26 protein-coding genes and 1 tRNA gene are annotated in these 23,470 nt (G+C 67.8%); 7 read left to right on the forward strand and 20 right to left on the reverse strand.

Features of this window, described 5'->3' with window-relative positions; genetic code table 11:
• From ACNPNP_RS03170 to ACNPNP_RS03185, 4 genes are all read right to left on the reverse strand, one after another.
• Entirely contained in the window at window positions 1–903 is a 903-nt protein-coding gene (locus tag ACNPNP_RS03170) for a carbohydrate ABC transporter permease (RefSeq protein ID WP_448964612.1), read from the reverse strand.
• 7 nt (window positions 904–910) lie between these two features.
• Entirely contained in the window at window positions 911–2,260 is a 1,350-nt protein-coding gene (locus ACNPNP_RS03175; RefSeq protein WP_448964613.1) for an extracellular solute-binding protein, read from the reverse strand.
• Window positions 2,261–2,361: 101 nt separating this feature from the next.
• Window positions 2,362–3,579 carry an ROK family transcriptional regulator gene (locus ACNPNP_RS03180; RefSeq protein ID WP_448964614.1) on the reverse strand — a complete coding sequence of 406 codons (1,218 nt, stop codon included), beginning with the start codon at window positions 3,577–3,579 and terminating at the stop codon, window positions 2,362–2,364.
• Window positions 3,580–3,638: 59 nt separating this feature from the next.
• Window positions 3,639–3,711 (reverse strand) — tRNA-Met (locus ACNPNP_RS03185).
• A gap of 109 nt (window positions 3,712–3,820) precedes the next feature.
• Here ACNPNP_RS03185 and ACNPNP_RS03190 point away from each other — a divergent pair.
• Complete coding sequence (locus tag ACNPNP_RS03190) at window positions 3,821–4,156, forward strand: DUF4229 domain-containing protein (RefSeq protein WP_448964615.1); 336 nt, start codon at window positions 3,821–3,823, stop codon at window positions 4,154–4,156.
• Window positions 4,157–4,160: 4 nt separating this feature from the next.
• Here ACNPNP_RS03190 and ACNPNP_RS03195 read toward each other — a convergent pair whose 3' ends face one another.
• From ACNPNP_RS03195 to ACNPNP_RS03205, 3 genes are read right to left on the reverse strand one after another with little or no spacing between them, the layout of a single operon-like run.
• Window positions 4,161–5,129 (reverse strand): 1,4-dihydroxy-2-naphthoate polyprenyltransferase, encoded by a 969-nt coding sequence (locus ACNPNP_RS03195; protein ID WP_448964616.1) that lies wholly within the window; start codon window positions 5,127–5,129, stop codon window positions 4,161–4,163.
• A gap of 31 nt (window positions 5,130–5,160) precedes the next feature.
• Window positions 5,161–5,451, reverse strand: a complete 291-nt coding sequence (locus ACNPNP_RS03200; RefSeq protein ID WP_448964617.1) for a DUF4287 domain-containing protein — start codon at window positions 5,449–5,451, stop codon at window positions 5,161–5,163.
• 21 nt (window positions 5,452–5,472) lie between these two features.
• Entirely contained in the window at window positions 5,473–5,829 is a 357-nt protein-coding gene (locus tag ACNPNP_RS03205; RefSeq protein WP_448964618.1) for a cupin domain-containing protein, read from the reverse strand.
• A gap of 45 nt (window positions 5,830–5,874) precedes the next feature.
• Here ACNPNP_RS03205 and ACNPNP_RS03210 point away from each other — a divergent pair, with 45 nt between their 5' ends.
• Entirely contained in the window at window positions 5,875–6,909 is a 1,035-nt protein-coding gene (locus ACNPNP_RS03210) for an ArsR/SmtB family transcription factor (protein WP_448964619.1), read from the forward strand.
• A 41-nt stretch (window positions 6,910–6,950) separates the two neighbouring features.
• On the opposite strand, the gene ACNPNP_RS03215 is transcribed toward ACNPNP_RS03210, so the two are convergent.
• Window positions 6,951–7,406 carry an Lrp/AsnC family transcriptional regulator gene (locus ACNPNP_RS03215; protein WP_448964620.1) on the reverse strand — a complete coding sequence of 152 codons (456 nt, stop codon included), beginning with the start codon at window positions 7,404–7,406 and terminating at the stop codon, window positions 6,951–6,953.
• A gap of 70 nt (window positions 7,407–7,476) precedes the next feature.
• On the opposite strand from ACNPNP_RS03215, the gene ACNPNP_RS03220 reads away from it, so the two are divergent.
• Window positions 7,477–8,892: a DUF6421 family protein gene (locus ACNPNP_RS03220; RefSeq protein ID WP_448964621.1), complete on the forward strand. Its 1,416-nt coding sequence runs from the start codon at window positions 7,477–7,479 to the stop codon at window positions 8,890–8,892.
• Complete coding sequence (locus ACNPNP_RS03225) at window positions 8,885–9,559, forward strand: SDR family NAD(P)-dependent oxidoreductase (protein WP_448964622.1); 675 nt, start codon at window positions 8,885–8,887, stop codon at window positions 9,557–9,559. Before ACNPNP_RS03220 ends, ACNPNP_RS03225 begins: the two co-directional genes overlap by 8 nt.
• Here the strand turns inward: ACNPNP_RS03225 and ACNPNP_RS03230 are convergent.
• Window positions 9,556–10,506, reverse strand: a complete 951-nt coding sequence (locus ACNPNP_RS03230; protein WP_448964623.1) for a helix-turn-helix transcriptional regulator — start codon at window positions 10,504–10,506, stop codon at window positions 9,556–9,558. The genes ACNPNP_RS03225 and ACNPNP_RS03230 overlap by 4 nt on opposite strands.
• A 101-nt stretch (window positions 10,507–10,607) precedes the next feature.
• Between ACNPNP_RS03230 and ACNPNP_RS03235 the strand changes: the two genes are divergently transcribed.
• The gene (locus ACNPNP_RS03235) at window positions 10,608–11,006 is read left to right on the forward strand and encodes a VOC family protein (RefSeq protein WP_448964624.1); all 399 of its coding nucleotides are present in this window, start codon (window positions 10,608–10,610) and stop codon (window positions 11,004–11,006) included.
• Between the two features lie 7 nt (window positions 11,007–11,013).
• On the opposite strand, the gene ACNPNP_RS03240 is transcribed toward ACNPNP_RS03235, so the two are convergent.
• Window positions 11,014–12,441, reverse strand: a complete 1,428-nt coding sequence (locus ACNPNP_RS03240) for an MFS transporter (RefSeq protein WP_448964625.1) — start codon at window positions 12,439–12,441, stop codon at window positions 11,014–11,016.
• Window positions 12,442–12,489: 48 nt separating this feature from the next.
• Between ACNPNP_RS03240 and ACNPNP_RS03245 the strand changes: the two genes are divergently transcribed.
• The gene (locus ACNPNP_RS03245) at window positions 12,490–13,557 is read left to right on the forward strand and encodes a threonine aldolase family protein (RefSeq protein WP_448964626.1); all 1,068 of its coding nucleotides are present in this window, start codon (window positions 12,490–12,492) and stop codon (window positions 13,555–13,557) included.
• A gap of 111 nt (window positions 13,558–13,668) precedes the next feature.
• Here the strand turns inward: ACNPNP_RS03245 and ACNPNP_RS03250 are convergent, their stop codons facing one another.
• The 9 genes from ACNPNP_RS03250 to ACNPNP_RS03290 form a co-directional block, all read right to left on the reverse strand.
• Window positions 13,669–15,045 (reverse strand): MFS transporter, encoded by a 1,377-nt coding sequence (locus tag ACNPNP_RS03250; RefSeq protein ID WP_448964627.1) that lies wholly within the window; start codon window positions 15,043–15,045, stop codon window positions 13,669–13,671.
• A gap of 151 nt (window positions 15,046–15,196) precedes the next feature.
• On the reverse strand, window positions 15,197–15,967 hold the full coding sequence (locus tag ACNPNP_RS03255) for an SDR family NAD(P)-dependent oxidoreductase (protein WP_448964628.1): 771 nt from the start codon (window positions 15,965–15,967) through the stop codon (window positions 15,197–15,199).
• Window positions 15,968–15,978: 11 nt separating this feature from the next.
• Window positions 15,979–16,947: a 3-hydroxyacyl-CoA dehydrogenase family protein gene (locus ACNPNP_RS03260; RefSeq protein ID WP_448964629.1), complete on the reverse strand. Its 969-nt coding sequence runs from the start codon at window positions 16,945–16,947 to the stop codon at window positions 15,979–15,981.
• A gap of 48 nt (window positions 16,948–16,995) precedes the next feature.
• Entirely contained in the window at window positions 16,996–17,943 is a 948-nt protein-coding gene (locus tag ACNPNP_RS03265; protein ID WP_448964630.1) for a sugar phosphate isomerase/epimerase family protein, read from the reverse strand.
• A gap of 122 nt (window positions 17,944–18,065) precedes the next feature.
• On the reverse strand, window positions 18,066–18,788 hold the full coding sequence (locus ACNPNP_RS03270; RefSeq protein ID WP_448964631.1) for a GntR family transcriptional regulator: 723 nt from the start codon (window positions 18,786–18,788) through the stop codon (window positions 18,066–18,068).
• Between the two features lie 27 nt (window positions 18,789–18,815).
• Window positions 18,816–19,544 (reverse strand): triose-phosphate isomerase family protein, encoded by a 729-nt coding sequence (locus ACNPNP_RS03275; protein WP_448964632.1) that lies wholly within the window; start codon window positions 19,542–19,544, stop codon window positions 18,816–18,818.
• Window positions 19,545–19,570: 26 nt separating this feature from the next.
• Window positions 19,571–20,026 (reverse strand): ribose-5-phosphate isomerase, encoded by a 456-nt coding sequence (locus ACNPNP_RS03280; protein ID WP_448964633.1) that lies wholly within the window; start codon window positions 20,024–20,026, stop codon window positions 19,571–19,573.
• 1 nt (window position 20,027) lies between these two features.
• Window positions 20,028–21,749, reverse strand: a complete 1,722-nt coding sequence (locus tag ACNPNP_RS03285; RefSeq protein WP_448964634.1) for a dihydroxyacetone kinase family protein — start codon at window positions 21,747–21,749, stop codon at window positions 20,028–20,030.
• Between the two features lie 101 nt (window positions 21,750–21,850).
• Window positions 21,851–22,450, reverse strand: a complete 600-nt coding sequence (locus ACNPNP_RS03290) for an NUDIX hydrolase family protein (protein ID WP_448964635.1) — start codon at window positions 22,448–22,450, stop codon at window positions 21,851–21,853.
• A gap of 44 nt (window positions 22,451–22,494) precedes the next feature.
• On the opposite strand from ACNPNP_RS03290, the gene ACNPNP_RS03295 reads away from it, so the two are divergent.
• Entirely contained in the window at window positions 22,495–23,148 is a 654-nt protein-coding gene (locus ACNPNP_RS03295; RefSeq protein WP_448964636.1) for an alpha/beta hydrolase, read from the forward strand.
• On the opposite strand, the gene ACNPNP_RS03300 is transcribed toward ACNPNP_RS03295, so the two are convergent.
• On the reverse strand, window positions 23,137–23,415 hold the full coding sequence (locus ACNPNP_RS03300) for a glycine zipper domain-containing protein (protein ID WP_448964637.1): 279 nt from the start codon (window positions 23,413–23,415) through the stop codon (window positions 23,137–23,139). The genes ACNPNP_RS03295 and ACNPNP_RS03300 overlap by 12 nt on opposite strands.
• Window positions 23,416–23,470 lie beyond the last annotated feature (55 nt).

A 23,470-nucleotide genomic window follows, 5' to 3' on the forward strand; every position in this document is an offset into this window, starting at 1 on the left:
TCAGTCGACCTCCGGCTTGAGCACACGAATGTAGATGATGGAGAAGACCGCACCGATCAGGAGGGTCACGGTGGCGATCGCCGTGCCGTAGCCCACCTGGGCGAACTTGAAGGCCTCCTGGTACGCGAGCACGGGCAGCGTCGCGGATGCCGTGCCGGGCCCACCGCCGGTCATCACCCAGATGAGCGTGAACACACCGAGGGTCTGGAGGGTCGTCAGCAGCAGGTTCGTGGAGATCGACCGTCGGATCACGGGCAGCGTCACCTGGATGAACCGCTGCCAGGCGGACGCCCCGTCGATCGTCGCCGCCTCGATGAGGTCGGGCGGCACCTCGGCGAGCGCCGCGTTGTACACGAGCATCGAGAAGGCCGTGCCGCGCCAGATGTTCGCGACGATGACCGACAGCATCGGAAGGTAGTAGAGCCACGCGGTCTGCTCCATGCCGAACCAGCCGAGCACCGAGTTGAGCGTGCCGTCCTTCGCGAAGAAGGCGTAGAGCGCGAAGGCCGCCACGATCTCGGGGAGCACCCAGGCCAGGACGACGATCCCGCTGACGAAGGATCGCACGGGCCGCGCCGAGTTGCGCATGAGCACGGCCAGGAGCATTCCGAGCACGTTCTGTCCGATGACCGCTGACGCCAGGACGAAGACGACAGTGAGGACGACGGAGTTCCAGAACTCGGCGGAGCCCAGCAGCTCGATGTAGTTGTCGAGTCCGACGAACTGCGGGTTCGCCGCACGCGGTCCGGTGAGCGCCCGATCGGTGAGCGATCCGTACAGCGAGTACACGATCGGACCGAGCATGAAGGCGGCCAGCAGCAGCACCGCAGGGACGAGCGGCAGAAGGCGGAAGAGCGCGCGGCTCGGGCTGCGCCCGGGCCGCGCAGCGGCGACGGCGGTCATGAGGCGATCAGCCCGCCTGCGTGTTCTCTTCGCCGACGATCCCGATGAGCGCCTCGTCGTACGCGCGCTGCGCATCCTCCGGTGAGGACTGCCCCGTGATGACCGACTCGGTCGCCACCGGGATGTTCGATGAGATCTGCGAGTAGTCGGGCGTGGCCGGCCGGAAGTGCGTGTACTCGACAAGCGACGAGAAGAACTCGAAAGAAGGGTTGTAGTCGAGGTACTCCTGGCTCGAGGCCACGTCGGAGCGCACGGCGATCTGTCCTGCCTCCTGGTGGTAGGTGAGCGCGTTCTCCGGCGTCATCGCCTGGGCGATGAAGTCGAATGCCGCCTGCGGGTCGTCGGCGTTGGCTCCCACGGCGAGCGTCCATCCACCCGACATGGAGGTGAAGCCGTCGCCACCGCCGTCCTGGGTCGGCATGGCGGCGAGCCCCATGGTGTCCTCCCACTCCGGCCATGCGTTGTCGCCTGCGATCCATCCGCTCGGAAGCCAGGAGCCGTCGATCGCGATCGCCAGCTCGCCCTGCGGGATGAGCTCGTTCTGGACCTTGGATCCCCATCCGGGATCGAGTGCCTCCGCGGGATCAGGAGCCAGCCCCTCGTCGAAGGCGGTCTGGTAGAAGCCGAGAGCGTCGAGGAATCCGGCCGATCCGGTCACCCACTTGTTCGACGACGAGTCCATGAGTTCGTCGCCGGTGCCGTACATCAGCATCTCGAACCCCTGCATCGACGTGGCTTCCCCGAGGGTCTTCGACGCATAGATGTTCAGCGGTGTGACATCCGGATTGCTCTCCTTGATCGCGCGAGCCGCGTCGAGGATGTCCTCCCAGGATGTGGGCTTCCAGTCGGTGGGGAGATCGGCGGACTCGAAGAGATCTTTGTTGAAGTAGATGCCGCGGGTGTCGGTGCCGAGAGAGACCCCGTACGTCTTGCCGTCATCGCCCACACCGGCCTGCTTGGCGCCGTCGTCGTACAGACTCCAGCCGTCCCACTCGGCCAGGTAGTCGTCGATCGGAAGGAGGTAACCGGCCGCGGCATCGGAGCGGATCTGGAACGTGTCCTCGTAGATGACGTCGGGTGCGGTGTCGGGCGAGCCGTTCATGAGTGCGAGTTTGGTGAAGTACTGATCCTGCTCGGCTTCGATCGGCACGAGCTCCACCTTGCGGTCGGGATACTCCTTCTCGTACTCGGCCTTGACTGTCTTCATGAGGTCGTCCATAGCCGTGAAGGATGAGGTCTTCTGGTACGCGATGCGCAGGGTGTCGTCGCCGCTCGACGCGCCGCCCGAGCAGCCGCCCAGGGCGATGGTCAGGCCGCCGACGGCGAGGATGCTCAGTCCGGTCAGTGATTTCTTCATCGGAGCTCCTTTGCTCACTCTTGGAACGCAACATCGCGCCTGCATTATTCAAACATATTTATATATTCTGTCAAGCCTCATCATGCGTGCGCAGCCCGGTGTCAGCGCGCGCTGATCATCAGACCCGATGCGCGGGCCGTGAACGCACCGTCCAGTACGAGGCAGGCCGCTCCCGCTGCGGCCAGATCCGTGCCCAATCGCGCCTCGACGAGGCGAAGGGGACGCGTCGTCGTGATCTGCGGGATCGTGGGCAGAACAGCGCGCAGCACCGGTTCCAGCTGTTCGCCGAGCCGGCTCCATACAGGGCCGCCGATCACGAACGTGCCGGCATCGAGCACGTTGTTCATCAACACGATCGCTCGCGCCAGCACCTCGGCCGCATGGGCGCAGACCGCGAGCGCGCGGGAATCCCCGCCCTGTGCGCGGGAGCGGAGATCGTCGATGGCTTCGCGCCTCGCTCCCCAGGGGACATCGAGCGAGGTGGTCATCCCTGCTTCGAGGAGGAGTCGCTCCGGGGCCACGGTGACCCCGAGGCAGCCGTGCCGGCCGCAGTGGCAGAGGGGACCGTCCGGGTCGACGACGAGATGCGCGATGTCACCCGCGTTGCCCGTCCGGCCTCGCACGGCGTCGCCGTCGATGGCCACTCCGAGGCCGATGCCTGCTCCGTAGTACAGCAGCGCGGCATCCGTGAGCGCGTGGTCCGCATCCGCCCAGAGTTCGCCGACCATGGCAGCGACCACGTCCTTCTCCACGACGACCGGCAACCCCGTCGCCTCGATCAGGAGATCGCGCACACGGGTGTGGTGCCAGTTCGGGAGCAAGGGCGGAGTCAGCAGCATCCCCGTCGCATCGTCGATCGGGCCGGGCACTGCGGTGCCTATGCCGAGAACCCGCTCAGGCGGCACGTCGGCTGATCTCAGGAGCGCATCCGTGTTCGAAGCGAGGGCGGCGATCAGGTCCGGAGTCGAGTCCGTGTCCTCTGGCGGAACCTCCATGTGCGCGACGACGGTCCCCGAGAGATCGAGCACGACGTACGTGTCCATCGACGGGTCGAGATGGATGCCGACGGCGAACCGTGCGCTGCTGTTCAACCGGAGCAGGGTCCGCGGTTTGCCGGGGCCGGCGACGACCCGCTCGCCTTCGACGATCAGCTCTGCGTCGGTGAGCCTGCGGGCGACGTTGCTGAGTGTCTGCGCCGACAGGCCGGTGAGCTCCGCGAGCTCGATCCTGCTCACGCCGGACGGCGACCGACGGATCATGTCGAGCACGAGGGTCTGGTTGTACGTCCCGACGGCGGGCATGTTGGATCCGCGTCTCATGGTTCCTCCCGAGCGCGCACTGTCGCTCTCGCAGACACTACCGTCACGCGCGGAATCAGACGCGACGGCGGGAGTCGAACCCGCAACGCCCTCAGGTATGAACTGGAGCCCGGGACCACCCGGATCGCCGCGATGTCATCGACGTTACCCGGCCGTGACTTTTCTGACCAGGGTCCCAACCTGAGATAACCGTATGAGTCACCGGATGTCGGCGCATTTCGGTGCGATCTAGACTGGAGGGATGAAGTTGCCACCCCTCCTCGTCTACTCCGTGCTGCGGCTACTGGCGTTCCTCGTGCCGCTCGCGGTGATGTGGCTCTTCTTCCCGATCATGCGCGAGCTCTGGTGGCTCACGGCGATCTTCGCCGCATTGATCGGCATGAGCATCTCGATCCTGTTCCTCCGCAAGCCCCTCTCAGGGGCATCGTCCGAGATCTACCACCGTCGCGAAGCCCGCTCGACGCCCGGCAGGCAGAGTTCTGCCACGCAGGATGCCGACGCCGAGGATGCTGCGCTCGACGACGCTGCGGGCGACTCATCCGGCACTGCATCGAGCAACGCCGCGAAGAACGAGTGACCGCTCAGCCCACGAACGCCCAGTAGAGCGCACCGGCGTATGCGAGCGCGGTGAGCGATGTGAGCCCGAGCGCGACGACGAGCTCGCGCGACTGCCGATACGTCCACACGATGATGATCGCGGGGATGCCGGCGAGCAGGGCCATCAGCGACAGCCACGCGATCGGGTACAGCAGCGCGATGAACGCGGCGATCAGGAACGGCACGACCATGAACAGCGTGTAGACGATCTTCGTCGCACGGCGGCCGATGAGCACGGTGAGCGTGCGCTTTCCGACCGCACGATCCTGGTCGATGTCGCGCAGGTTGTTGGCCAGCAGCACCGCGCATGCGAAGAGCCCCGCGGCGACGGCTCCGAGCCATGCCTCCTGCGGCAGCTGGAACGCCTGCACCCATGTGGTGCCGAGCGTCGCCACGAGCCCGAAGAACACGAACACGAAGACCTCGCCGAGGCCGAAGTATCCGTACGGCCGCTTGCCGCCGGTGTAGAACCAGGCCGCGACGAGGCACACAGCGCCGACCGCCAGCATCCACCACTGACCGGTGCGGATGACGATCGCGAGGCCCACGAGGGCCGCGAGCGCGAAGAACGCCAGGCCGATGATCAGTACGGTGCGCGGACGCACACGACCCGAGGCGGTGAGTCGCGCAGGCCCGACGCGGTGGTCGTCGGTGCCGCGGATGCCGTCGCTGTAGTCGTTCGTGAAGTTGACGCCGATCTGGATGAGCACTGCGACGGCGAGGCACGCGAGGGCTATGACCCAGTGCAGTTCACGGTCGGCGAGCTGTGCAGCGCCGGTACCGATCACTACTGGAGCGACGGCGAGCGGCAGGGTGCGCAGTCGCGCAGCTCCGATCCAGTCGCGGGCCGTGATCGGCGGAGCTTCGACGATGGGCCGGCGGGCCGGGTTGCCACTGGTGCGCACCGGCTTCCGCCTCGGTGCCGATCTCTTGCGCTTCGAGGATGCTGCCACTCTCGAGATCTTAGTCGGCGCGCCGATGCGCCTACTGGTTGGGGTTGCTGTCCTTGCCGTCCAGCCACAGGGTGTCCACGGCATCCGCGTGAGTGCCACCGCTTCCGACGTGCTTGGCGCTGATCTGCGGGCCCTTCGTGATCACATGCACGAGCGCCATGCCGTGACCGCGGCCGAGGTCGTAATCGGCTTTCAGCCATTCGAGGATGGGCGTCGCCTTGGTGGACGCGTCGAAGCCCTTCTCTCGTGCGATGTCGACGAGCTGGCGGGGAGTGAGCCCGGTCTTGGTCTCGACGGCGTCGAGGTAGGCCTGAAATGACATGTCGTGTTCTCCTGGTCTAGATCAGTCGAGGAACGTCTGGATGATGGTGGGCGATGAGTGGATGCCGAGGATGCGGAGTGCGCCCTCGCCGATGTTGGTGAAGCAGTGCGGCACGCGCGCAGGACCCGTGGCCGTGTCACCCGCACGGGCGACGAAGCTCTTGTCGCCGACGGTGATGCGCGCGAGGCCCTCCAGCACGACCCAGGTCTCAGAGTAGGGATGCCAGTGCAGGCCGGGGCCCTCGCCGGGCTGATTCTCCAGGTAGAAGTATGAGACGTCTGCTCCGTGTTCCGCACCCTCGAACCGGCGCGAGCGACCGGTTCCGATGCGGATGTCGCCCGCGGCGACGGGTCCTTGTGCGACTGATGCGGTGTTCATGCGTCCAGTCTCGACAGCACCACGGCGTCGCCCTAGAGTTTCGATGTGGATCGAAACATCTCGCTCGATCGTCCGATCGAGGGCGTCGAGTCTCCCGCGCATCGAGTCGAGTTCGAACTCAGTCCTGGCGACATCCAGTCGGTGCGCTTCGGCGTATCGCCCGGTCACGAACTCGCGCATGCCGTGCGCGTGCTGCTGCGGCCGGAGCAGCATCCGTTGCAATGGGGTTGGCTGCGCGACGTGCGAGATCGACTCCCCCGCGAGAGCTTCGCACTGCTCGCGGCGGTCATCGGCCGCGACGGCTATCTGCCGGACTTCCTCACCGCTGCACCGCGCTGGGACATGACCCCCGAGGCCGAGCTCGACGCGTTGCGGTCGGCACCCCTCGATCCGATGCGCGTCGACTTCGAGAAGATGGTGCGTCGATCGACCGGATCCCGCCAGCGCGCCCTGCGGGAGATGCAGGAGCGACCGGCGCGAGCGCGAGCGATGATCACCGAGGCATGGCGGGACGTCTGGGACGCCGTGATCGCACCGGTGTGGCCGCAGCTCGAACGACTGCTGCGCGCCGACATCGCCGTCCGGTCGCGCACCATCGCCGCATCCGGCATCTCCGCGATGGCCGACGGCCTGCACCCCGATGTCAGCTGGGGCGCGGGAGCCGTGCGAGTGAGACTGCGCAGGCACAGCGAGCATGTGGACTGCCGGGGCAGCGGACTCGTGCTCGTGCCCTCGGTCATGTCGTCATCGGGATGCATGGTGCTCACAGAACCGCCCGCGCAGCCGACCCTGTTCTACCCGGCGCGCGGCGTCACGGCGGGCTGGGCGCGCAGCGCGACCGAGACCGCCGACGCGCTCGGTGCACTGCTCGGACCCGCTCGCGCAGAGATCCTGCTCGCGGCCTGCGACGCACGCACGACGTCGCAGGTCGCGCGGGATGCCGGCATAGCCGTCTCCACGGCGTCCCACCATCTGACGGTCCTGCGTGCCGCCGGACTGATCGCCAGCGAGCGCGACGGCGCACGGATGATGCATCTGCGCACTCCGCTCGGGGAGGCGATGGTCGGGGCGGGACTATGAGCGGGACTATGAGCCGATCGACGGGCTCAGGATCGGCAGGTTCAGGGACCGCCGTCGACCGCGATCGGGCGATTCTCGTAGTACGTCTGCAGCACGACGGTGGTGTGGGTGCGCACGTTCGCCGCCAGGCGCACCTCGTTCACGAGCTGCTCGAGCGCGCGGGGCGATGCCACCCGGACGAACAGCATGTAGCTGGCGTCTCCCGCTATCGAGTGGCACGCCTCGATCTCGGTGAACGGTTCGAGCAGCTCAGGGGCATTGTCGGGCTGGCCCGGATCGAGCGGCGTGATCTCGATGAACGCCGACAGTGGTCTGCCCAGCGCCTCGGCGTCGAGGATCGGACGGTAGCCGCTGATCACGCCGCGGGATTCCAGCCGGCGCAGCCGCGATTGCACCGCCGAGCTCGAGAGCCCGACGGCCTCCGAGAGCTGGGCGAGAGTCGCGCGGGCATCGCGAGAGATCTCTGTGATGATCTGACGGTCGACAGCATCCTCCATAGTGGAATAATATCGGCATACTCACTATTTCGCCGGATATTTTCCGCTGAGTCATCGATCGGAGGTCCCGATGTCCACTCCTCTTCACACCACTGCCATCATCGGCGAGCCCGAGGTCGTCGAGGACGCCACTCGCGCCGAGACGAGCGATGCCTGGCTGAGCGTGAAGAGCGCCGCGCTCGCGCTGCGCGAACTGCAGATCAAGGACGGTTCGATCCCCGTCGCCGACCATCATGCAGACGCCCGCGCGCACGTGGCGGCGATCGTCGCCGGGATCCGGGCCCTCGCGCCGGCGTTCCCGCACGACGCGGAGTACCTCGCAGCATCCGTCCTCGACTTCGAGCGCTGGGCATCCGAGGGATTCGGCGTGCCGGACTTCCTCGATTCGCTGGTCGCCTTCCAGCCGCAGCAGCATCGCGTCGACGGCATCCGCCACCTCGTCGTCTTCCCGATGTACACGCAGAACGGCTCGCCCGACAGGCTCATCGAGGCGCTGATCGTCGAGGCGATCTGGCCCGAGTTCATCGCCGAGCTCGAGGCCGGCGACTACGGCAACAAGCTGTTCGTCTCGCTTCGTCTGGTCGATTTCACGCCCGGGTACGACACGAACTCCGCGGTGCTCTTCCCTGAGACCGTCGCGATGCGGGAGATCCCCACGTTCACCTGGGGCGCCATCTTCCAGGACCGCGAGGCCGCCCGCTATCGGCGGGTGGTGCGTGCGGCATCCGAGATCACCAAGCTGGACCTTCCGGAGCCGGCGGCGCGGATGCTGGATGACCACGATCTCACGGAGAAGACGTTCGTGATGTGGGACATCATCCACGACCGCACGCACATGCGCGGCGATCTGCCGTTCGACCCGTTCATGATCAAGCAGCGGATGCCGTACTTCCTGTACTCGCTGGAAGAGCTGCGCTGCGATCTGACCGCTTTCCGCGAGTCCGTCGCGATCGAGAAGCGGCTCGCCGTGCGCGACGATCTGACCGCGACCGAACGGGAGACGCTGGAGCACGCCGGGCTCGTGCAGTACGCGGTGATCTTCGACCGGATCTTCCGGTTCGCGATCACGGGCTCGCGCGTGCGCAACTACGACGGTCTCGGCGGGCAGCTGCTGTTCGCGTGGCTGCATCAGCGCGGGGTGCTGCACTGGACCGACACGCAGCTCGCGTTCGACTGGGCTGAGGTGCCGGATGCCGTGATCGCGCTCAGCGACGCGGTCAACGAGCTGTACTGGCGTTCGATCGATCGACCGAAGTCGGCGCACTGGCTCGCCGCATACGACCTGGTGCGCTCGGTGCTGACCCCGCATCCGGCATCCGTGTGGGCGCGCGGGCTGTCCGACGAGGTGCTCGCCGGAGCACCCAAGGGGTACACCGACCAGGTGCTGGACGACGAGTTCCCCCTGTCGATGTTCTTCGAGGCGCTGGAGAAGAAGATGCGGCCGGTGATCGAGTCGACGGCGGGGATCAGGGCGTCGGATGCGTAGCCACGGCGTGCACGGGGAACAGGCTTTGAGCGCGGCGGGGCGGACAGTGGTGCTCGCCGGCGCGACCAGTGCGGCGGGACTGAACGTGGCGCGGGCTCTCGTCGAGGCGGGTGCGCGGGTGGTCGCGACCGGGCGTTCCATCGAGCGGCTCGCGCCACTGGCGGATGCCGGGGCTGAGTCCGTCGTGGCGGACGCGACCTCGCTCGCGGACATGACGGATCTGGCCGCCCAGCTCGGCCAGGTCGATGGCGTCATCCCCCTGGTCGGAGGGTGGCGCGGCGGCGGCGGTCTCGCGGGCCAGTCCGACGAGGATTTCGACGCGCTGCTGCCCGCGTTGCAGGCCGCACGCGCGACGAGCCGCGCCTTCGACCGGTCGTTGCAGGCGTCTGATGCCGGACGCTTCGCAATCGTGTCGTCCACCGCCGTCGCGCGCCCCCTCGCGGGCGGGGCGAACTACGCTGCAGTGAAGGCGGCGGCGGAGGCGTGGGCGCGCGCCGTGGCGCACGGATACGCGAAGGCCGCTCGGGATGCCGGGGAGACTCTGCGCGCGGCATCCGTCATCCTCCGGGCGAAGGTGCTCGACGCCGAATCCCTCTCGAGAGCGGTCGTGGGATTCTGGGCCGCGGATGCCGCAGACCTCAACGACCAGACGATCGAACTCGCCTAGAGATCGCGCAGCAGGCGCTCTGCGAGGCGGCGCACCTGCGCGCGAAGCTCTTCGGGCTGTTCGATGATCGTGTCGGCATCGATCGCCGCAATCACTCCGGGGACCCAGTCGAGTCGTTCCGCGTTGATCTCCACACGGAACCCCTGACCGTCGTCCAGCGGCTGCAGCGTCGCCACCGATTCCGGCAGATGCGCGCGGATTCGCGCCCGCTCCGCATCCATTCGCAATACGACCCGCCAGCGTCGTTCCGCCTGAGCGAAGCCGTCGACCAGACGTGCCACCGCGTCCGGTGACCGGGAAGGAACGGTGAACGTGCCAGGCAACCTGCGCGCGGTTCGGATGCGATCGATGCGGAAGGTGCGCTCTTCCGCCAGCTCGACATCGAGTGCGACCAGATACCACCGCCCGGAGCGGGCGATCAGGTCGAAGGGATGCGCGGTGCGCCGCGAAGGAGCATCCTCCGCGTTCCGATAGCGCAGATCGAGCGGTGCGTGCTCTTTCACCGCCTCGGCCACGGTGAGCAGGATCCCGGCGTCCGGCGCCTCCGCTGCCTCGGACGTCGCCTCGACGCTGCTCGCCAGCAGGGCATCGAGCCGACGGGACGTCGCCGCGGGGAGCGAACGCCGGATCTTCGCGAGGGCCGTCTGCGATGAGGCCGTCGCGCCCTCCGCCGAGGACCGCGCCTGGATGAGAGCGCGCACGACAGCCACGGCCTCGTCATCGTCGAGCATGAGCGGCGGTACCCGGAAGCCCGCAGCGATGCGGTACCCGCCGTACCTGCCGCGCAGCGAGTCCACGGGGATATCCAAGTCGATCAGCTGCTGGACGTAGCGGCGCACCGTCCGCTCGTTCACCTCGAGCCGCTCAGCGAGCTCGGAGACGGTGCGCGTCTCGGCGGACTGCAGCAGTTCGAGCAGACGCAGCACGCGCGACGTGGACCCGGTCATGTCTCCATCCTCGCGCGATACCGGGCAATGACCGCCCGGTATTGGAAGTACTTTCATTGATGCCCGGGACTCCGGAGCTCACCGACCGAAGGGAACCTCTCATGCAGTTCGCAGCCACCCGCATCATCACCGACGACGTCGACCGTCTCGTCGCTTTCTACGAGAGCATCACCGGTCTGAGCGCCGTGCGCCTTCATCCGCTCTTCGCCGAGCTGCGAACCGACGCGGGCACGCTCGCCATCGCGAGCTCGGCCACCGTGCCGCTGCTCGGCGACGACGCGGCAGAGGCCGGCGCGAACCGATCCGTGACTCTCGACTTCCTCGTGGACGATGTCGACGCGACCGCCACGGCGCTGGCCGACAAGGTCGGCACTTTCGTCAACGGCCCGGTGACGATGCCGTGGGGCAACCGCGCGCTGCTCTTCCGCGACCCCGACGGAAATCTGATCAACTTCTTCACGCCCGTGAGCCCGGACGCGCAGGAACGATTCGCGCGCTGACCTGCGGTCACCGAGGCGGTTCCGGAAGGGTCGGCGGTATGCCGCGCACGGGCGGCACGGCGTCGGCAGTCGCACCGCCCTCCCCCGCCGCGGCATCGCTTTCTGCCCCGCCGACCGGCTGAGCCGGCGCGTGCGCGTAGAGCTCGGTGAGCTTGCGGTACGAGCGGGTGAGGAATGCCAGCAGCGCCGCGACGACCATGATGAGGCCCGCGAACAGGCAGACCAGCGCGATGCCGCGCGCCTCGCCCTCGCCCAGCAGCCAGCCCCACTGCTGCTGCCCGGCTTTCGAATCCATGTACGGGATGATCGCGAACTCGGCGATCGGCGCGATGAGGAACGCCGTGACAGGGGCGGCCGCGGCCTCCATGGCCGCCGCGACGCCGAACACGCGCCCCTGACGCTGGAAGGGCACGACCTTCTGGATGATGGTCTGCTCCGACGCCTCGACCAGCGGTATCAGCATCATGTAGAGCCAGATTCCGGCCGCGTACAAGGGCCACCACTCCCTGATCATGAACACCGCGCCGAGCAGCCCCATCACGATGACCGCGAGCAGCAGCGTGCGCATCGGCCGCTTCCCCAGGCCGAACTTCGCGATGAGCGCCCCGCCGATGAGGAACCCGGTGGACGTGACGCCCAGCACGATGCCCCACATCTCGACCGAGAACAGCGTCAGGCCGTACGGGTCCATCAGCGCCATGTACACGCCGCCGATGAGGTTGTTGAACGTCGAGAAGATGATGAGGGCGAACAGTCCGGGTGCGAGGCGGATCGCCTTCACGCTGCCGCGGAAATCGAGAGCGCTCGGAGAATCGGGATCGGGTTCGGGAGTGCCCTCCGGGATGCGGACGAACAGCAGATGCACGAAGCTGACGCCCATCGCCACGATCGCGATCACGAGGGTGCCGCCCATGCCGAGGAACCCGATCGAGAGCCCCGAGAACACGCTCGTGACCATGAAGGCGATGCCCTGCACCGTGCCGACGAGGCCGTTCGCGTTCGCCCGCTTGTCCTCCTCGACAAGGAGCGTCACGGTCGTGGAGAGCGCGATGTTGCGCAGCTGCTCGATCACGCCGCCGAAGAGGATGATGCCGGAGAAGAGCCAGAACCAGGGTCCGCCCAGATTCAACAGGTCGCTCTCGGGGAAGGAGAGGTACAGTCCGCCGGCGATCGCGAATGCGACCGCGGAGACGACACTGGACAGCAGCATGACCGAGTGCTTGCGGTGACGGTCGACGATCGTGCCGAACACCATCGCGAAGAAGGCCACGAACAGCATGTACGCGCCGCCGATGATGCCGGTGGCCAGCACGGACTGCGTCTCGATGTACACCCAGAAGGTCAGGGCGAACCAGAGGAAGCTCGTCGTCACGTTGGCGATGAGCGTGTTGATGAGGACGTTCGCGAAAGCCGTTCCTGCGGCGGTGCGCTTCATGGGACACAGCGTATTCGCCACCGCCGACATCCGACATAGGCTGGTGCGGTGAGCACACTGCATGACCCCGCGATCCGGGGATTCGCGTCGGACAACTACTCCGGCATCCACCCCGAGGTCCTCGCGGCGATCGCCGCGGCGAACGACGGCCATCAGATCGCCTACGGCGAGGACGAGTACAGCGAGCGCCTGCAGGAGGTCTTCCGCGGCCACCTCGGCGACGGCGTGGAGGCCTTCCCTGTCTTCAACGGCACAGGGGCGAACGTGGTCGGGCTGCAGTCGATGCTTCCGCGCTGGGGCGCCGTGATCGCGGCATCCACCGCCCACATCCATGTCGATGAAGGCGGGGCTCCCGAGCGGATCGGCGGCATGAAGCTGCTCACGGTGCCGACGGACGACGGCAAGCTCACCCCTGAGCTCGTCGACCGCGAGGCATGGGGATGGGGCGATGAGCACCGCGCGCAGCCGCTGGTCGTCTCGATCACCCAGTCCACCGAACTCGGAACCCTCTACACGGCCGACGAGATCCGCGCGCTCGCGGACCACGCGCACGGCCACGGCATGCACCTGCACATGGACGGCGCGCGCATCTCCAACGCCGCTGCCGCACTCGACGCTCCGCTGCGCGCATTCACCCGCGACGCCGGCGTCGACGTGCTGAGCTTCGGCGGCACCAAGAACGGCGCGATGCTCGGCGAGGCGATCGTGGTGCTCAACCCGGAGGCATCGACCGGGCTGATCTTCGGCCGCAAGTACAACATGCAGCTGTCGTCCAAGATGCGTTTCGTCTCCGCGCAGCTCATCGCGCTGCTCGAGGGCGACCTCTGGCTGCGTAACGCTCGGCACTCGAACGCGATGGCGGCGCGACTGCGCGCGGGCATCGAGGCAGGTCTCGCGAACGGCTCCATCCGGGGTGTCGGGTTCACGCAGCCGACCCAGTCGAACGGCGTGTTCGCGACGCTGCCCGACGGCGTCGCCGACCGGCTGCGCGAGTCGTTCCGCTTCTACGACTGGGATGCCGCGCGCAACGAGGTGCGCTGGATGTGCAGCTTCGACACGCAGGAAGCGGATGTGGACGCGTTCATCGCGGAGCTCGGACGCCTCACCGCTTTGTGACCCGATCCTCCTCGCCGAGGCCCCCTCTGAACGCCGACGCCCCCTACTGTCGGCGTCTGCCCGAGAGGGCGTCGGCGAACAGGAGGGGGCGTCGGTACGGATTGTCGGAGGTCAGTGTCCCGGTGTCGACGCCTTGTCGTCGAGCAGGGCGTCCGCCTTCGCGCTGAAGAAGCGCGTCGCCCACATCATGGCGGCGGCGAGGAACGCGAACACGCCGAGCGAGACCACGCCCCATGCACCGCTCTCGGTGGGAACGGCCTCGTTGAAGCCCGTGCGCATGATGGGCGCCACGAAGCCGCCGAGGTTGCCCAGCGAGTTGATCAGGCCGATTCCGGTCGCCGCGGCCGCACCGGTGAGGAACGAGGTCGGGAACGACCACGTGATGGGTCCTGCGGCGAGGAACGCGGACACGGCGATCGTGATCGCGAGCAGACCGATCAGTCCCTGACCGTTCGCACCCGCCCACGCCGAGACGAGGATCGCGACGCCCGTGATGACGAAGAACCAGGCTCCCCATTCCCGGCGGCGCTTGATCGTGTCGGCATGCTTGCCTGCGTAGTAGCAGGCGAACAGGCCCACCGCCCACGGGATGGCGGAGACGAGGCCCACCTGCCAGCCGACATCCTGCCCGATCAGGCCCGACACCTGCTGCGGCAGGTAGAACGTCGTGCCGTAGACGGCGATCTGCAGGCAGAAGTAGATGATGGTGAAGTACCAGACCTTCCAGTTCACCATCGCGGCACCGATGCCACGCGGGCCGTCGGTCTCCTTGACGGCGTCCTCGTGCTCCATCACGACCCGCAGCGCGTGCTTCTCGTCGTCGGTGAGGAACTTCGCCTTCTGCGGCGAGTCGACCAGGAAGAAGAACGCCGCGATTCCTGCCACCACGGCCAGCATGCCCTCCACGAAGAACATCACCTGCCATCCGGCCCATGGCGTGACCTGCTCGCCGAAGCTGATCAGTCCGCCGGAGAGCGGAGCGCCAAGCATCTGCGAGAAGGGCTGCGCGAGGTAGAACAGGGCGAACATCTGCACGCGCCGCTTGTTGGGGAACCACTGCGAGAGGAACATGATCACGCCGGGGAAGAGCCCGGCCTCGGTCACACCCAGCAGGAAGCGCAGGATGATGAACATCGTCTCGCCGTTGACGAACGCGAACGCCGCCGCGACGATGCCCCACGTGATGGCGATGCGGGCGAGCCAGAACCGGGCGCCGAACCTGTTCAGCAACAGGTTCGAGGGGATCTCGAAGAGCGCATAGCCGATGAAGAAGATACCGGCGCCGAGTGCGTACGCACCGGCGGAGATCCCCCGGTCGGTCTCCAGCGCCGCTTCGGCGAAGCCGACGTTCGTGCGGTCGAGGAAGGCGACGAAGTACAGGATGATGAGCATCGGCATCAGGCGGAAGGTCGCCTTCTTGATGCCGCTGGCGAGATGAGGACTCGACAGCAGGGACGGCGCGGTGGCGCCGGGAGTGGATTCGGACACGAAGAACTCTCCTTTGAGCGGGGTTCGGTTGTACGGCGTCAGCTGCCCAGTGCGGGGATGATCATGAAGAAGCCGGCGGCCACGCAGATCACTCCGAGCACCAGGAAGGCGATACGGCTCTTGGACCATGGTCGAGTCATGATGAAACCCTTCAGTGCATGTAGAGACCGCCGTCGACGTTCAGGGTCTGACCCGTCACGAAGCCGGCGTTCTCGCTGATCAGGAAGGCCACCGCTGCGGCGATGTCCGTCGGTGTGCCGATGCGCGGCAGCACACCGTCTGCCGCCATCGCCGTCTTGCGCTCCTCCGTGAGGGTGCCGCCCATGATGTCGGTGTCGATCGGACCGGGCGAGATGACGTTGGCTGTCACGCCGAGCGGGCCGAGCTCGCGGGCGATCGAGCGCATGAGGCCGATGACGCCGGCCTTCGACGCCGAGTAGGGCGTCTTGGAGAACGTGCCGCCACCGCGCTGCGCGGACACGGATGAGATGCCGACGATGCGGCCGAGGCCGTTCTCGGCGAGGGTGCGGGCGACGCGCTGGGTGATCCAGTGCACGCCGTCGAGATTGATCGACTCCACGCGGTGCCATTCCTCAGGGGTGACCTCGAGGTACGGCACGGGCGATGACACACCGGCGAAGTTCACCACGGCCACGATCTGCGGAAGCTGCGCCTCGAGAGCATCGACGGCTGCGACCGCCTGCTCGCGATCGGCGACGTTCGCGCCGACGCCCACCGCGCGCACGCCGTGCGCCTCGGCGACCTCGGCGGCCGTCTGCGCCGCCGCCGCGGCGTCGACGTCGATGATCCCGATGCTCCAGCCGAGCTCGGCGAGGTGGAACGCCGTGGCGCGGCCGATCCCTCGGGGGCTCGCGGCGCCGGTCAGGATGACGGTTCGTTCAGCGGGGAATGTCGTGGACATCGATGGTGCTCTCAGTTCGAGGGGTGGATGGGCGCGGGGCCGAGCTCGTCCATGAGCTTCTTGATCGCGACGTACGCCTTGTTGCGGTACGCGATGAGCTCCGGCGTCCGCTCCGCCGGGACGTCGAGGAATCCGGCCCCGGACTTGGTGCCGAGCTTCCCCGCCGAGACGAGGTCGGAGAGCACCTTCGGCGTGGCGAAGCGCTCGGGGAACTCGGTCTGCAGCGAGGCGTAGCAGAACGAGTAGACGTCGAGTCCTGCCATGTCGGCGATCGCGAACGGGCCGAACACCGGCAGGCGGAAACCGAACGTCGTGCGCACGATCGTGTCGATGTCCTCCGCGGTCGCGACGCCCTCCTCGACCAACTGGGTCGCCTCGTGGAAGAGCGCGTACTGCAGACGGTTCAGCACGAAGCCTGTGGCGTCCTTGACCCGCGCCGTCTCCTTGCCTGTCGCCGCCACGATCGCCTCGACCACTGGGAGGATCGCCTCATCGGTCGCGGCGTGCGGGATCAGCTCCACACCCGGGATGAACGGTGCGGGGTTGGAGAAGTGCACACCGAGGAAGCGCTCGGGGTTCACGACCGCTTCGGCGAGCTTGCCGATCAGGATGGTCGAGGTGTTGCTGCCGATGATCGCATCCGGTGCCGCCGCCTCCGAGATGCGCCGCAGTGTCGCGTGCTTGATCTCGATCTTCTCCGGCACGGCCTCCTCGATGAACGAGGCGCCGGCGACGGCATCCTCGATCGTGGCGGCCGTCACGCGCTCCGCGATGATCTCGGCGGCGCCAGCGGGGAACAGATCGTCGGCGACGAACTGTTCGGCCTCGGCGATGAGGCGGGCGCGGTTCTGCGTCGCGATCTCGATGTCGACGTCCGCGATGCGCACATCGGCGCCGGACATCGCGAGGCACTGGGCGATGCCGCCGCCCATGTATCCGCTGCCGATGACGGCGTAGACGGGGCGTTCCTGATCGGTCATGGTCTTCTCCTGGATCGAATTTCGGATGCGTCGAGTAGCGGGTGCGACTCAGGCGCGAGCGGGCTCTGGCAGAAGCGTGCGCAGGTAGTCGCGGTTGGTAGCGCAGACGCCGAGGCTGTCGCCGCCGTACTGCTCCATGAGGAACGGTCCCGTGAAGCCGAGTTCCACGGCGCGCGCCACCATGTCGCGGTAGTTGATCAGGCCGAGTTCCATGCTGGTGGGCACGGCGGTCTGCCAGCTGCCGTCGCCGGCCTCATCGCGGATGTAGTTCTTGACGTGCCAGTAGTTCGCGTAGGGGAGGGTCTTCTCGTGCATCTCGCGCCAGTCCTCGATCGGACGGTGCAGGCGCACGAGGTTGCCGATGTCGGGGTTGAGGCCGACGTTGTCCAGACCGATCTCCTCGATCAGCCGGACCGCGCTGTCCGCGGTGCCGAGGTAGGTGTCCTCGTACATCTCCAGCGCCATGGGCAGCCCGACGGATGCCGCGTGCTCACCGAGCTCGCGCAGTCGCTTCACGGCGAGCGCGCGGGTCTCCGCGTCGTCGGGGTCGACAGGGCCCTGCGCGGTCCAGAACCACAGCGCCTTGCGCTGCGCGGCGCTGAACGGCTGGTGCAGACCAGTAGAGAACACCTGCATGCCGAGCTCGGCGGCGGCGTCGATGGCCTGGTGCGCATACGCGAGGTTCTGCTCGCCCTTGCCCGGCTCGATCACGCTCTGGCGCTGCACGTGCACCGAGACGAGCTGCACAGCGTGAGATGCAGCGATCGACTTGAGCTCGTCGCGCCGCTCCGGGGTGAGGTCGGACGGGCGGATGTGGCTGTCCGCGATCTCGATCGCAGTGAAGCCGAGTCCGGCCACGCGGCGGAAGACGCCGTCCCAGACCTCAGCCGGTGCATCGTGCAGACGTGTGCCGTCGGCGGTGACGGGAGAAAACCCGTGCATGCAGACCGCGATCGGCCAGTTGTCGCTGTTGAGAGGGTGCGGCGTTGCGGTCATGACGACTCCATTGACGTGTTCATTCCGAAAGAAGATCTAAGCTTCCTAGATCCTATAGGAAATAGGCCACGCGTCAAGGCATGCGAATCCGGCGCCGCCATGAGCGTGGCCCGCCGGCGGGATCAGCCGCGTTCGAGATCGAGCGAACGCGATCGCACCTGCTCGATGTGCCGGCGCATCTGACGCTCAGGCGCATCGTGGTCACCGCTCGCGAACGCGTCCACGATGGCCTCGTGCTCCGCGATCGCCTCTCGCACATCCGTGACGCCGTGCAGCACCGACTGCCGCATGCGGTGCAGCTGCGCGCCGAGCGACTCGGACATGGCGTCGAGATAGCTGTTGCCGCAGTGCTGGAAGACGACACGATGGAAATCGGCATCCGCGGTGAAGTAGGCAGTGGTGAGCTCGACGGCCGGAGCACCCGAGCGCATCGAGGTGATCACGCGCTCCCCCGCGGCGCGATGCGCCTCCTCCGCTGCGCGCAGCTCCTCGAGCATCAGCGGTGCGGCCGGCGTGGCGAGCCGAGCAGCAGTCGACTCGAGCATGATGCGCGCCTCGAAGAGTTCGGCGAGCTGGCCTGCGTCGAGCGGCGGGGCGACACGGTACCCCTTGAGAGCCTCGCGGGTGACGAGGCCCGTGCGCTCCAGCAGCACCATCGCCTCGCGCACGGGTGTCGGTGAGACATCGAGTTGACGGGCGATCGTGTCGATCGACAGCCGCGCACCGGGCGAAGCGTCGCCGCTCAGCAACAGTTGCAGGATGCGGTCGTATACGTGATCGCGCAGGCCACGGCGCTCGATCGTCGCGTCCAGGCCCGACAGGCGGCCCTCGAATTCGATCGTCATGTGTGCTTCTCCCTCGCCGTCGGCTTCTCAGGCGCTCAACAGTGCGACTTCATCGAGAATGTCACGGATGGCCGTCGGATCGTGCGCGAACCTCCCGAGGAACACCCCGTCGACGCTGTCGGCGATGGTCGCGAGCAGTCCGGGGCCCGCGCTTCCGCCGTAGATCACCCTGGCGCCGTCCGGACCGCTGCGCAGATGCTCGCGCAACCGCGAGCACACGCCCCTGATGTGCGCGGACGACGCGGGCTCCGCTGCACCGATCGCCCACAGCGGCTCGTAGGCGACGATGATCGGCCCGATGGCGCCCGCGGCTTCCGCGGCGCTGAGGCCGGATCGGATCTGCTCGATGCAGACCTCGGCGGCGGCCGCCTGGTCGATCCCCTCCGATTCGCCGACGCACAGCACCGGAGTCAGTGCGTTGCGCAACGCGGCGTGCACCTTGTCGGCCACGGCCTCGTCCGTCTCGCCGAACAGGCGCCGGCGCTCGGCGTGCCCCACCTCGACGAAGCGGCAGCCCAGCTCCGCGAGCACCGCTCCCGACACTTCGCCGGTGAAGGCACCCGCGTCCGCCGCCGCGAGATCCTGCGCACCGACCTCGAGCGGACCGGCGACGGCGAGCGCCGCGGGGATCGAGGGGTGCTGCGGCATCACGAACGCGGTGACCGAGGGTGCGGCCGGATGCGAACGCATGATCTCGGCTACCGCGGTGACCCACTCGACGGTGCGTGCGTGCGTGAAGTACATCTTCAGGCTCACGCCGATGAGCATGGACGCGTCGATTCTCAGGCGCCTTCGTAGGCGCAGATCTCCTGCACCTTCTCGGCCGAGGCGCTGCTCGGGTCGAAGGTGTACGTGAGCCACTCGCCGGCGAGGCGCCTGGCCAGCTCGACACCGATGACCCGCTGACCCATGCAGAGCACCTGCGCGTCATTGGAGAGCACTGAGCGCTCGACGCTGAACGAGTCGTGCGCCGTGACAGCGCGGATGCCCGTGACCTTGTTCGCGGCGATCGCGACGCCGAGGCCGGTGCCGCAGATCAGGATCGCGCGGTCGGCGTCGCCGGCTGCGACCTTCTCCGCCGCGTTCGTCGCGATCCGCGGATAGTTCGTGTGCCCGTCCGCATCGACGCCGACGTCCACGACGGATTCGACGAGGGGGTTGGCGAGCAGATCCGCCTTGATGCGTTCCTTGTAGTCGAAGCCCGCGTCGTCCGAGCCGATCACCAGTCGAAGTGCCATGTCAGTCATTCCCCTTCAGGATGTCGAGAACCGTGTGTGCGATGAGCGCGAACGAGACCGCGCCGGGATCGGGGGTACCGAGACTCTTGTCGCCGTGCGAGCGGGCACGTCCGAGCTTGGCGGTGAGGTCTGCGGTGTCCTTGGCGGCTCGGTCAGCGGCCGCGGCGGCGTCGGACCAGGCGGCGATGAGCTCGGTGCCGGAGCCGACGAGCTCATCGAGACGATCGGCGAACGGGACGATCGCGTCGATCATGGTCTTGTCGCCGACCTTGGCCTTACCGAATGACATCACGGCGTCCTTCATGGCCGTGACGCCGGCGGCCGCGCGCACGGGGTCGACGTCGGCGTCGTCACCCAGCGTGGCGCCGAGCGCGACGAGCATCTCGCCCCAGATGGCGCCGGAGGTTCCGCCGCCCTTGTCAGCCCACGCGTCGCCGGCGTGCTGCAGTGCGGTGCGGGCACCGGCGCCTTCGGCCACGACGGCGGATGCCGCGGCAGCGGCCGCACGGCTTCCGCGCTGCATCCCTATCCCGTGATCGCCGTCTCCGGCGATGCGGTCGATCCGGCCGAGTTCATCGGCTTCGGCATCCAGCATGGTCGCGATCGCCGTCAGCGCGCGATCGATCGTCGCGGCCGCACGGCGAGAGCCATCGCTCGCAGGCCCGATCACGACCTCCTCCTCGACGACCTCGACCGCGTCGACGGTCACGCGTCCTTCGACAGCGCCGCGCCGGAAGGCCGCGGTGTCGCACGATGCGTGCCAGAGCGGCTCAAGCTCGTCATCGAGCCACAGCAGCGTGAGGGAGGCGCCAGCCATGTCGAAGCTCGTGCAGAACTCCCCCACCTCGGGTGACACGACGACGACTCCTGCCTCTGTGAGCAGGCGGTCCACCTCGGCGTACACGACGTAGAGCTCTTCGTACTTGACGCTGCCGAGGCCGTTGAGGATCGGCACGACGCGCGCGCCCTCCTGGGCGATGCCATCCGGGATCTCGGCCAGGAGCGACGACACGAACAGCTCAGCCAGACCGGCCGCCGTCGGCACGTCGACCTCGTCGATGCCCGGCTCCCCGTGGATGCCGAGACCGACGGCCATCCGGCCTTCGGGAACGGTGAACAGCGGCTCGTCGGCACCGGGGAGCGTGCAGCCGCCGAAGGCCACGCCGAGCGTCCTGGTGCGTGCATTGGACAGCGCAGCCAACCTCTCGACCTCGTCGAGATCGAGACCGGACTCTGCGGCGGCACCCGCGATCTTGAAGACGACGAGGTCGCCGGCGATACCGCGGCGCTTGTCGATCTCGGTCGCCGGTGCACTGGAGATGTCATCGGTCACCACGACCGTGCGGCAGTCGATCCCCGCCGCACGCATGCGCTCCTGCGCCTGGGTGAAGTGCAGCACGTCACCGGCGTAGTTCCCGTAGCTCAGCAGGACGCCGCGACCCTCGTGCGCCGCCGTGGCGACGCTGTGCACCTGGTGGGCGGACGGAGACGCGAAGAGGTTGCCCATGGCGGCGCCGTGTGCGAGCCCGGGGCCCACCAGTCCAGCGAAGGCCGGGTAGTGGCCGCTCCCGCCGCCGATCACGACCGAGACGGTCGGCTCTGCGCCTCGCGTCGAACGCACGACTCCGCCCGTGACCGGACGCACCCAGCGAGCTGACGCCGCGGCGAAGCCCGCCGCTGACTCGGAGGCGAAGTCATCCGGATCGTTGAACAAGCGCGTCATTGCGGTCTCCTCTAGGCGAAAGGGGGCGCGTACGCACCCACACTCTCGATCCTATAGGAAATTGGATCAAATGGAACCAGTCGATCCGCCGCTCGACGAGATCAGCGCAGCAGTCCGAGACTCGCCAGCGCCATCCTCACGAGGGTGCCGCGGCCGCCCTCCATCTCGGCGGACACCGCGTCGGATGCCGCGTCCTCCGGTGTGAACCAGGTGATCTCCAACGCGTCCTGGCGGGGTTCGCAGGTGCCGGTGACGGGGACCACGAAGGCGAGCGACACCGCGTGCTGCCGGTCGTCGTGATACGCGCTGACGCCGGGCAGCGGGAAGTACTCGGCCACTGTGAACGGCAACGGCTGCAACGGCAGCAGCGGGAAGGCCATGGGTCCGAGATCGTTCTCGATGTGGCGGAACAATGCGTCGCGCACGGTCTCGCCGTAGCGCACTCGGCCGGAGACGATCGTCCGCGTCATCTCGCCGAGGGGTGTGGAACGCAGCAGGATGCCGAGCTCGGTCACCAGCCCGGAACCGTCGGCGCGCACGGGGATCGCCTCGACGTACAGCATCGGCAGGCGACGGCGCGCTTCGGCGAGTTCGAACTCGCTCAGCCACGCCGGGTTGTTCGCGTCTGCGGGCAGCTCGCTGAACCGGGAGAGGTCGTCGTCGCCCCCCTCGGGGTCAGGATCAGGTGTGCGCACCGACATGCCTCATTTCTATCAGTGTCTTCGCCTGCTGGCAGGATGGACGTGTGAGCGATGAACTCCGGATCGACGTCGACGCCACCAGATGGTCACCCGGCGAGCGCGCAGGGCTGCCGCTGGTCGTGCTGCTGCACGGGTACGGCGCTGACGAGCACGACCTGTTCGGCCTCGCACCCTTCCTGCCGGATGGCATCGCCGTCGCGTCCGTCGCCGCGCCCCTGGCTCCGCCCTGGCCCATGCCGGGCAGGTCGTGGTACGCGATCGACGGTCTGGACGGCCGCAGCCCGGACGGCGTGACCACCGCGGCGCACGCGTTCCTGCGCTGGCTCGATGACGCGGCAGGCGACGCGCCGTCGGTGGCGCTGCTCGGGTTCTCGCAGGGTGCCGCCGTGGCGCTGCAGGCGCTGCGCCTCGACGCCGCCCGCTTCGATGCCGTGGTCGCCCTCAGCGGTTACGCGTCGCCGGGAGATCTGCCCGATGACGAGGCGCTGCGCGAACGGCGCCCCAAGGTCTTCTGGGGTCGCGGTACGCACGACGACGTCATCCCCGGCGCCCTCATCGCCCACACGTCGCAGTGGCTCCCCGAGCATTCCGAACTCACCGGTCGTGTCTACCCCGGGCTGACGCACAGCATCTCCGAGGACGAGCTGGCGGATGTGCGCATCTTCCTCGAGAAGTGGCGCGACGCCTCAGCGGGCTGAACCTGGTTCCTCGTCGGGCGCATCGCCTTCGACGTCCGGTTGCGCTCCGTCGTCCACGGCGTGCTCGCGCGCAGCATCCGCACGGCGTCCGACCATTGCCATCACCACCGCGAACGCGACTCCGATGGCGATGCCGAGCGTGATGCCGCGGCCCATGTCATCCAGTGCAGCGCCCAAGGCCACGCCGACTCCCATGCCGATCGCGATCCCCGCGCCCCAGGTCATCCGCTGACGCGCTTCGTGGCCACTCATCCGCTCGTCAGGCATGGCTCCACGCTAGCCAGTGCCGAACCTCGCGGCATCCCCCGTGAGACGGATTCCG

The sequence above is a fragment of the Microbacterium xerophyticum genome (assembly GCF_053543555.1).

What these genes read in the sequence shown, in the direction of transcription:
- ACNPNP_RS03170 (WP_448964612.1), bottom strand. Translation starts at nt 903, where the DNA reads ATGACCGCCGTCGCCGCTGCGCGGCCCGGGCGCAGCCCGAGCCGCGCG.
- ACNPNP_RS03175 (WP_448964613.1), bottom strand. Translation starts at nt 2,260, where the DNA reads ATGAAGAAATCACTGACCGGACTGAGCATCCTCGCCGTCGGCGGCCTG.
- ACNPNP_RS03180 (WP_448964614.1), bottom strand. Translation starts at nt 3,579, where the DNA reads ATGAGACGCGGATCCAACATGCCCGCCGTCGGGACGTACAACCAGACC.
- ACNPNP_RS03190 (WP_448964615.1), top strand. Translation starts at nt 3,821, where the DNA reads ATGAAGTTGCCACCCCTCCTCGTCTACTCCGTGCTGCGGCTACTGGCG.
- ACNPNP_RS03200 (WP_448964617.1), bottom strand. Translation starts at nt 5,451, where the DNA reads ATGTCATTTCAGGCCTACCTCGACGCCGTCGAGACCAAGACCGGGCTC.
- ACNPNP_RS03205 (WP_448964618.1), bottom strand. Translation starts at nt 5,829, where the DNA reads ATGAACACCGCATCAGTCGCACAAGGACCCGTCGCCGCGGGCGACATC.
- ACNPNP_RS03215 (WP_448964620.1), bottom strand. Translation starts at nt 7,406, where the DNA reads ATGGAGGATGCTGTCGACCGTCAGATCATCACAGAGATCTCTCGCGAT.
- ACNPNP_RS03220 (WP_448964621.1), top strand. Translation starts at nt 7,477, where the DNA reads ATGTCCACTCCTCTTCACACCACTGCCATCATCGGCGAGCCCGAGGTC.
- ACNPNP_RS03225 (WP_448964622.1), top strand. Translation starts at nt 8,885, where the DNA reads ATGCGTAGCCACGGCGTGCACGGGGAACAGGCTTTGAGCGCGGCGGGG.
- ACNPNP_RS03230 (WP_448964623.1), bottom strand. Translation starts at nt 10,506, where the DNA reads ATGACCGGGTCCACGTCGCGCGTGCTGCGTCTGCTCGAACTGCTGCAG.
- ACNPNP_RS03235 (WP_448964624.1), top strand. Translation starts at nt 10,608, where the DNA reads ATGCAGTTCGCAGCCACCCGCATCATCACCGACGACGTCGACCGTCTC.
- ACNPNP_RS03240 (WP_448964625.1), bottom strand. Translation starts at nt 12,441, where the DNA reads ATGAAGCGCACCGCCGCAGGAACGGCTTTCGCGAACGTCCTCATCAAC.
- ACNPNP_RS03255 (WP_448964628.1), bottom strand. Translation starts at nt 15,967, where the DNA reads ATGTCCACGACATTCCCCGCTGAACGAACCGTCATCCTGACCGGCGCC.
- ACNPNP_RS03260 (WP_448964629.1), bottom strand. Translation starts at nt 16,947, where the DNA reads ATGACCGATCAGGAACGCCCCGTCTACGCCGTCATCGGCAGCGGATAC.
- ACNPNP_RS03265 (WP_448964630.1), bottom strand. Translation starts at nt 17,943, where the DNA reads ATGACCGCAACGCCGCACCCTCTCAACAGCGACAACTGGCCGATCGCG.
- ACNPNP_RS03270 (WP_448964631.1), bottom strand. Translation starts at nt 18,788, where the DNA reads ATGACGATCGAATTCGAGGGCCGCCTGTCGGGCCTGGACGCGACGATC.
- ACNPNP_RS03280 (WP_448964633.1), bottom strand. Translation starts at nt 20,026, where the DNA reads ATGGCACTTCGACTGGTGATCGGCTCGGACGACGCGGGCTTCGACTAC.
- ACNPNP_RS03285 (WP_448964634.1), bottom strand. Translation starts at nt 21,749, where the DNA reads ATGACGCGCTTGTTCAACGATCCGGATGACTTCGCCTCCGAGTCAGCG.
- ACNPNP_RS03290 (WP_448964635.1), bottom strand. Translation starts at nt 22,450, where the DNA reads ATGTCGGTGCGCACACCTGATCCTGACCCCGAGGGGGGCGACGACGAC.
- ACNPNP_RS03300 (WP_448964637.1), bottom strand. Translation starts at nt 23,415, where the DNA reads ATGCCTGACGAGCGGATGAGTGGCCACGAAGCGCGTCAGCGGATGACC.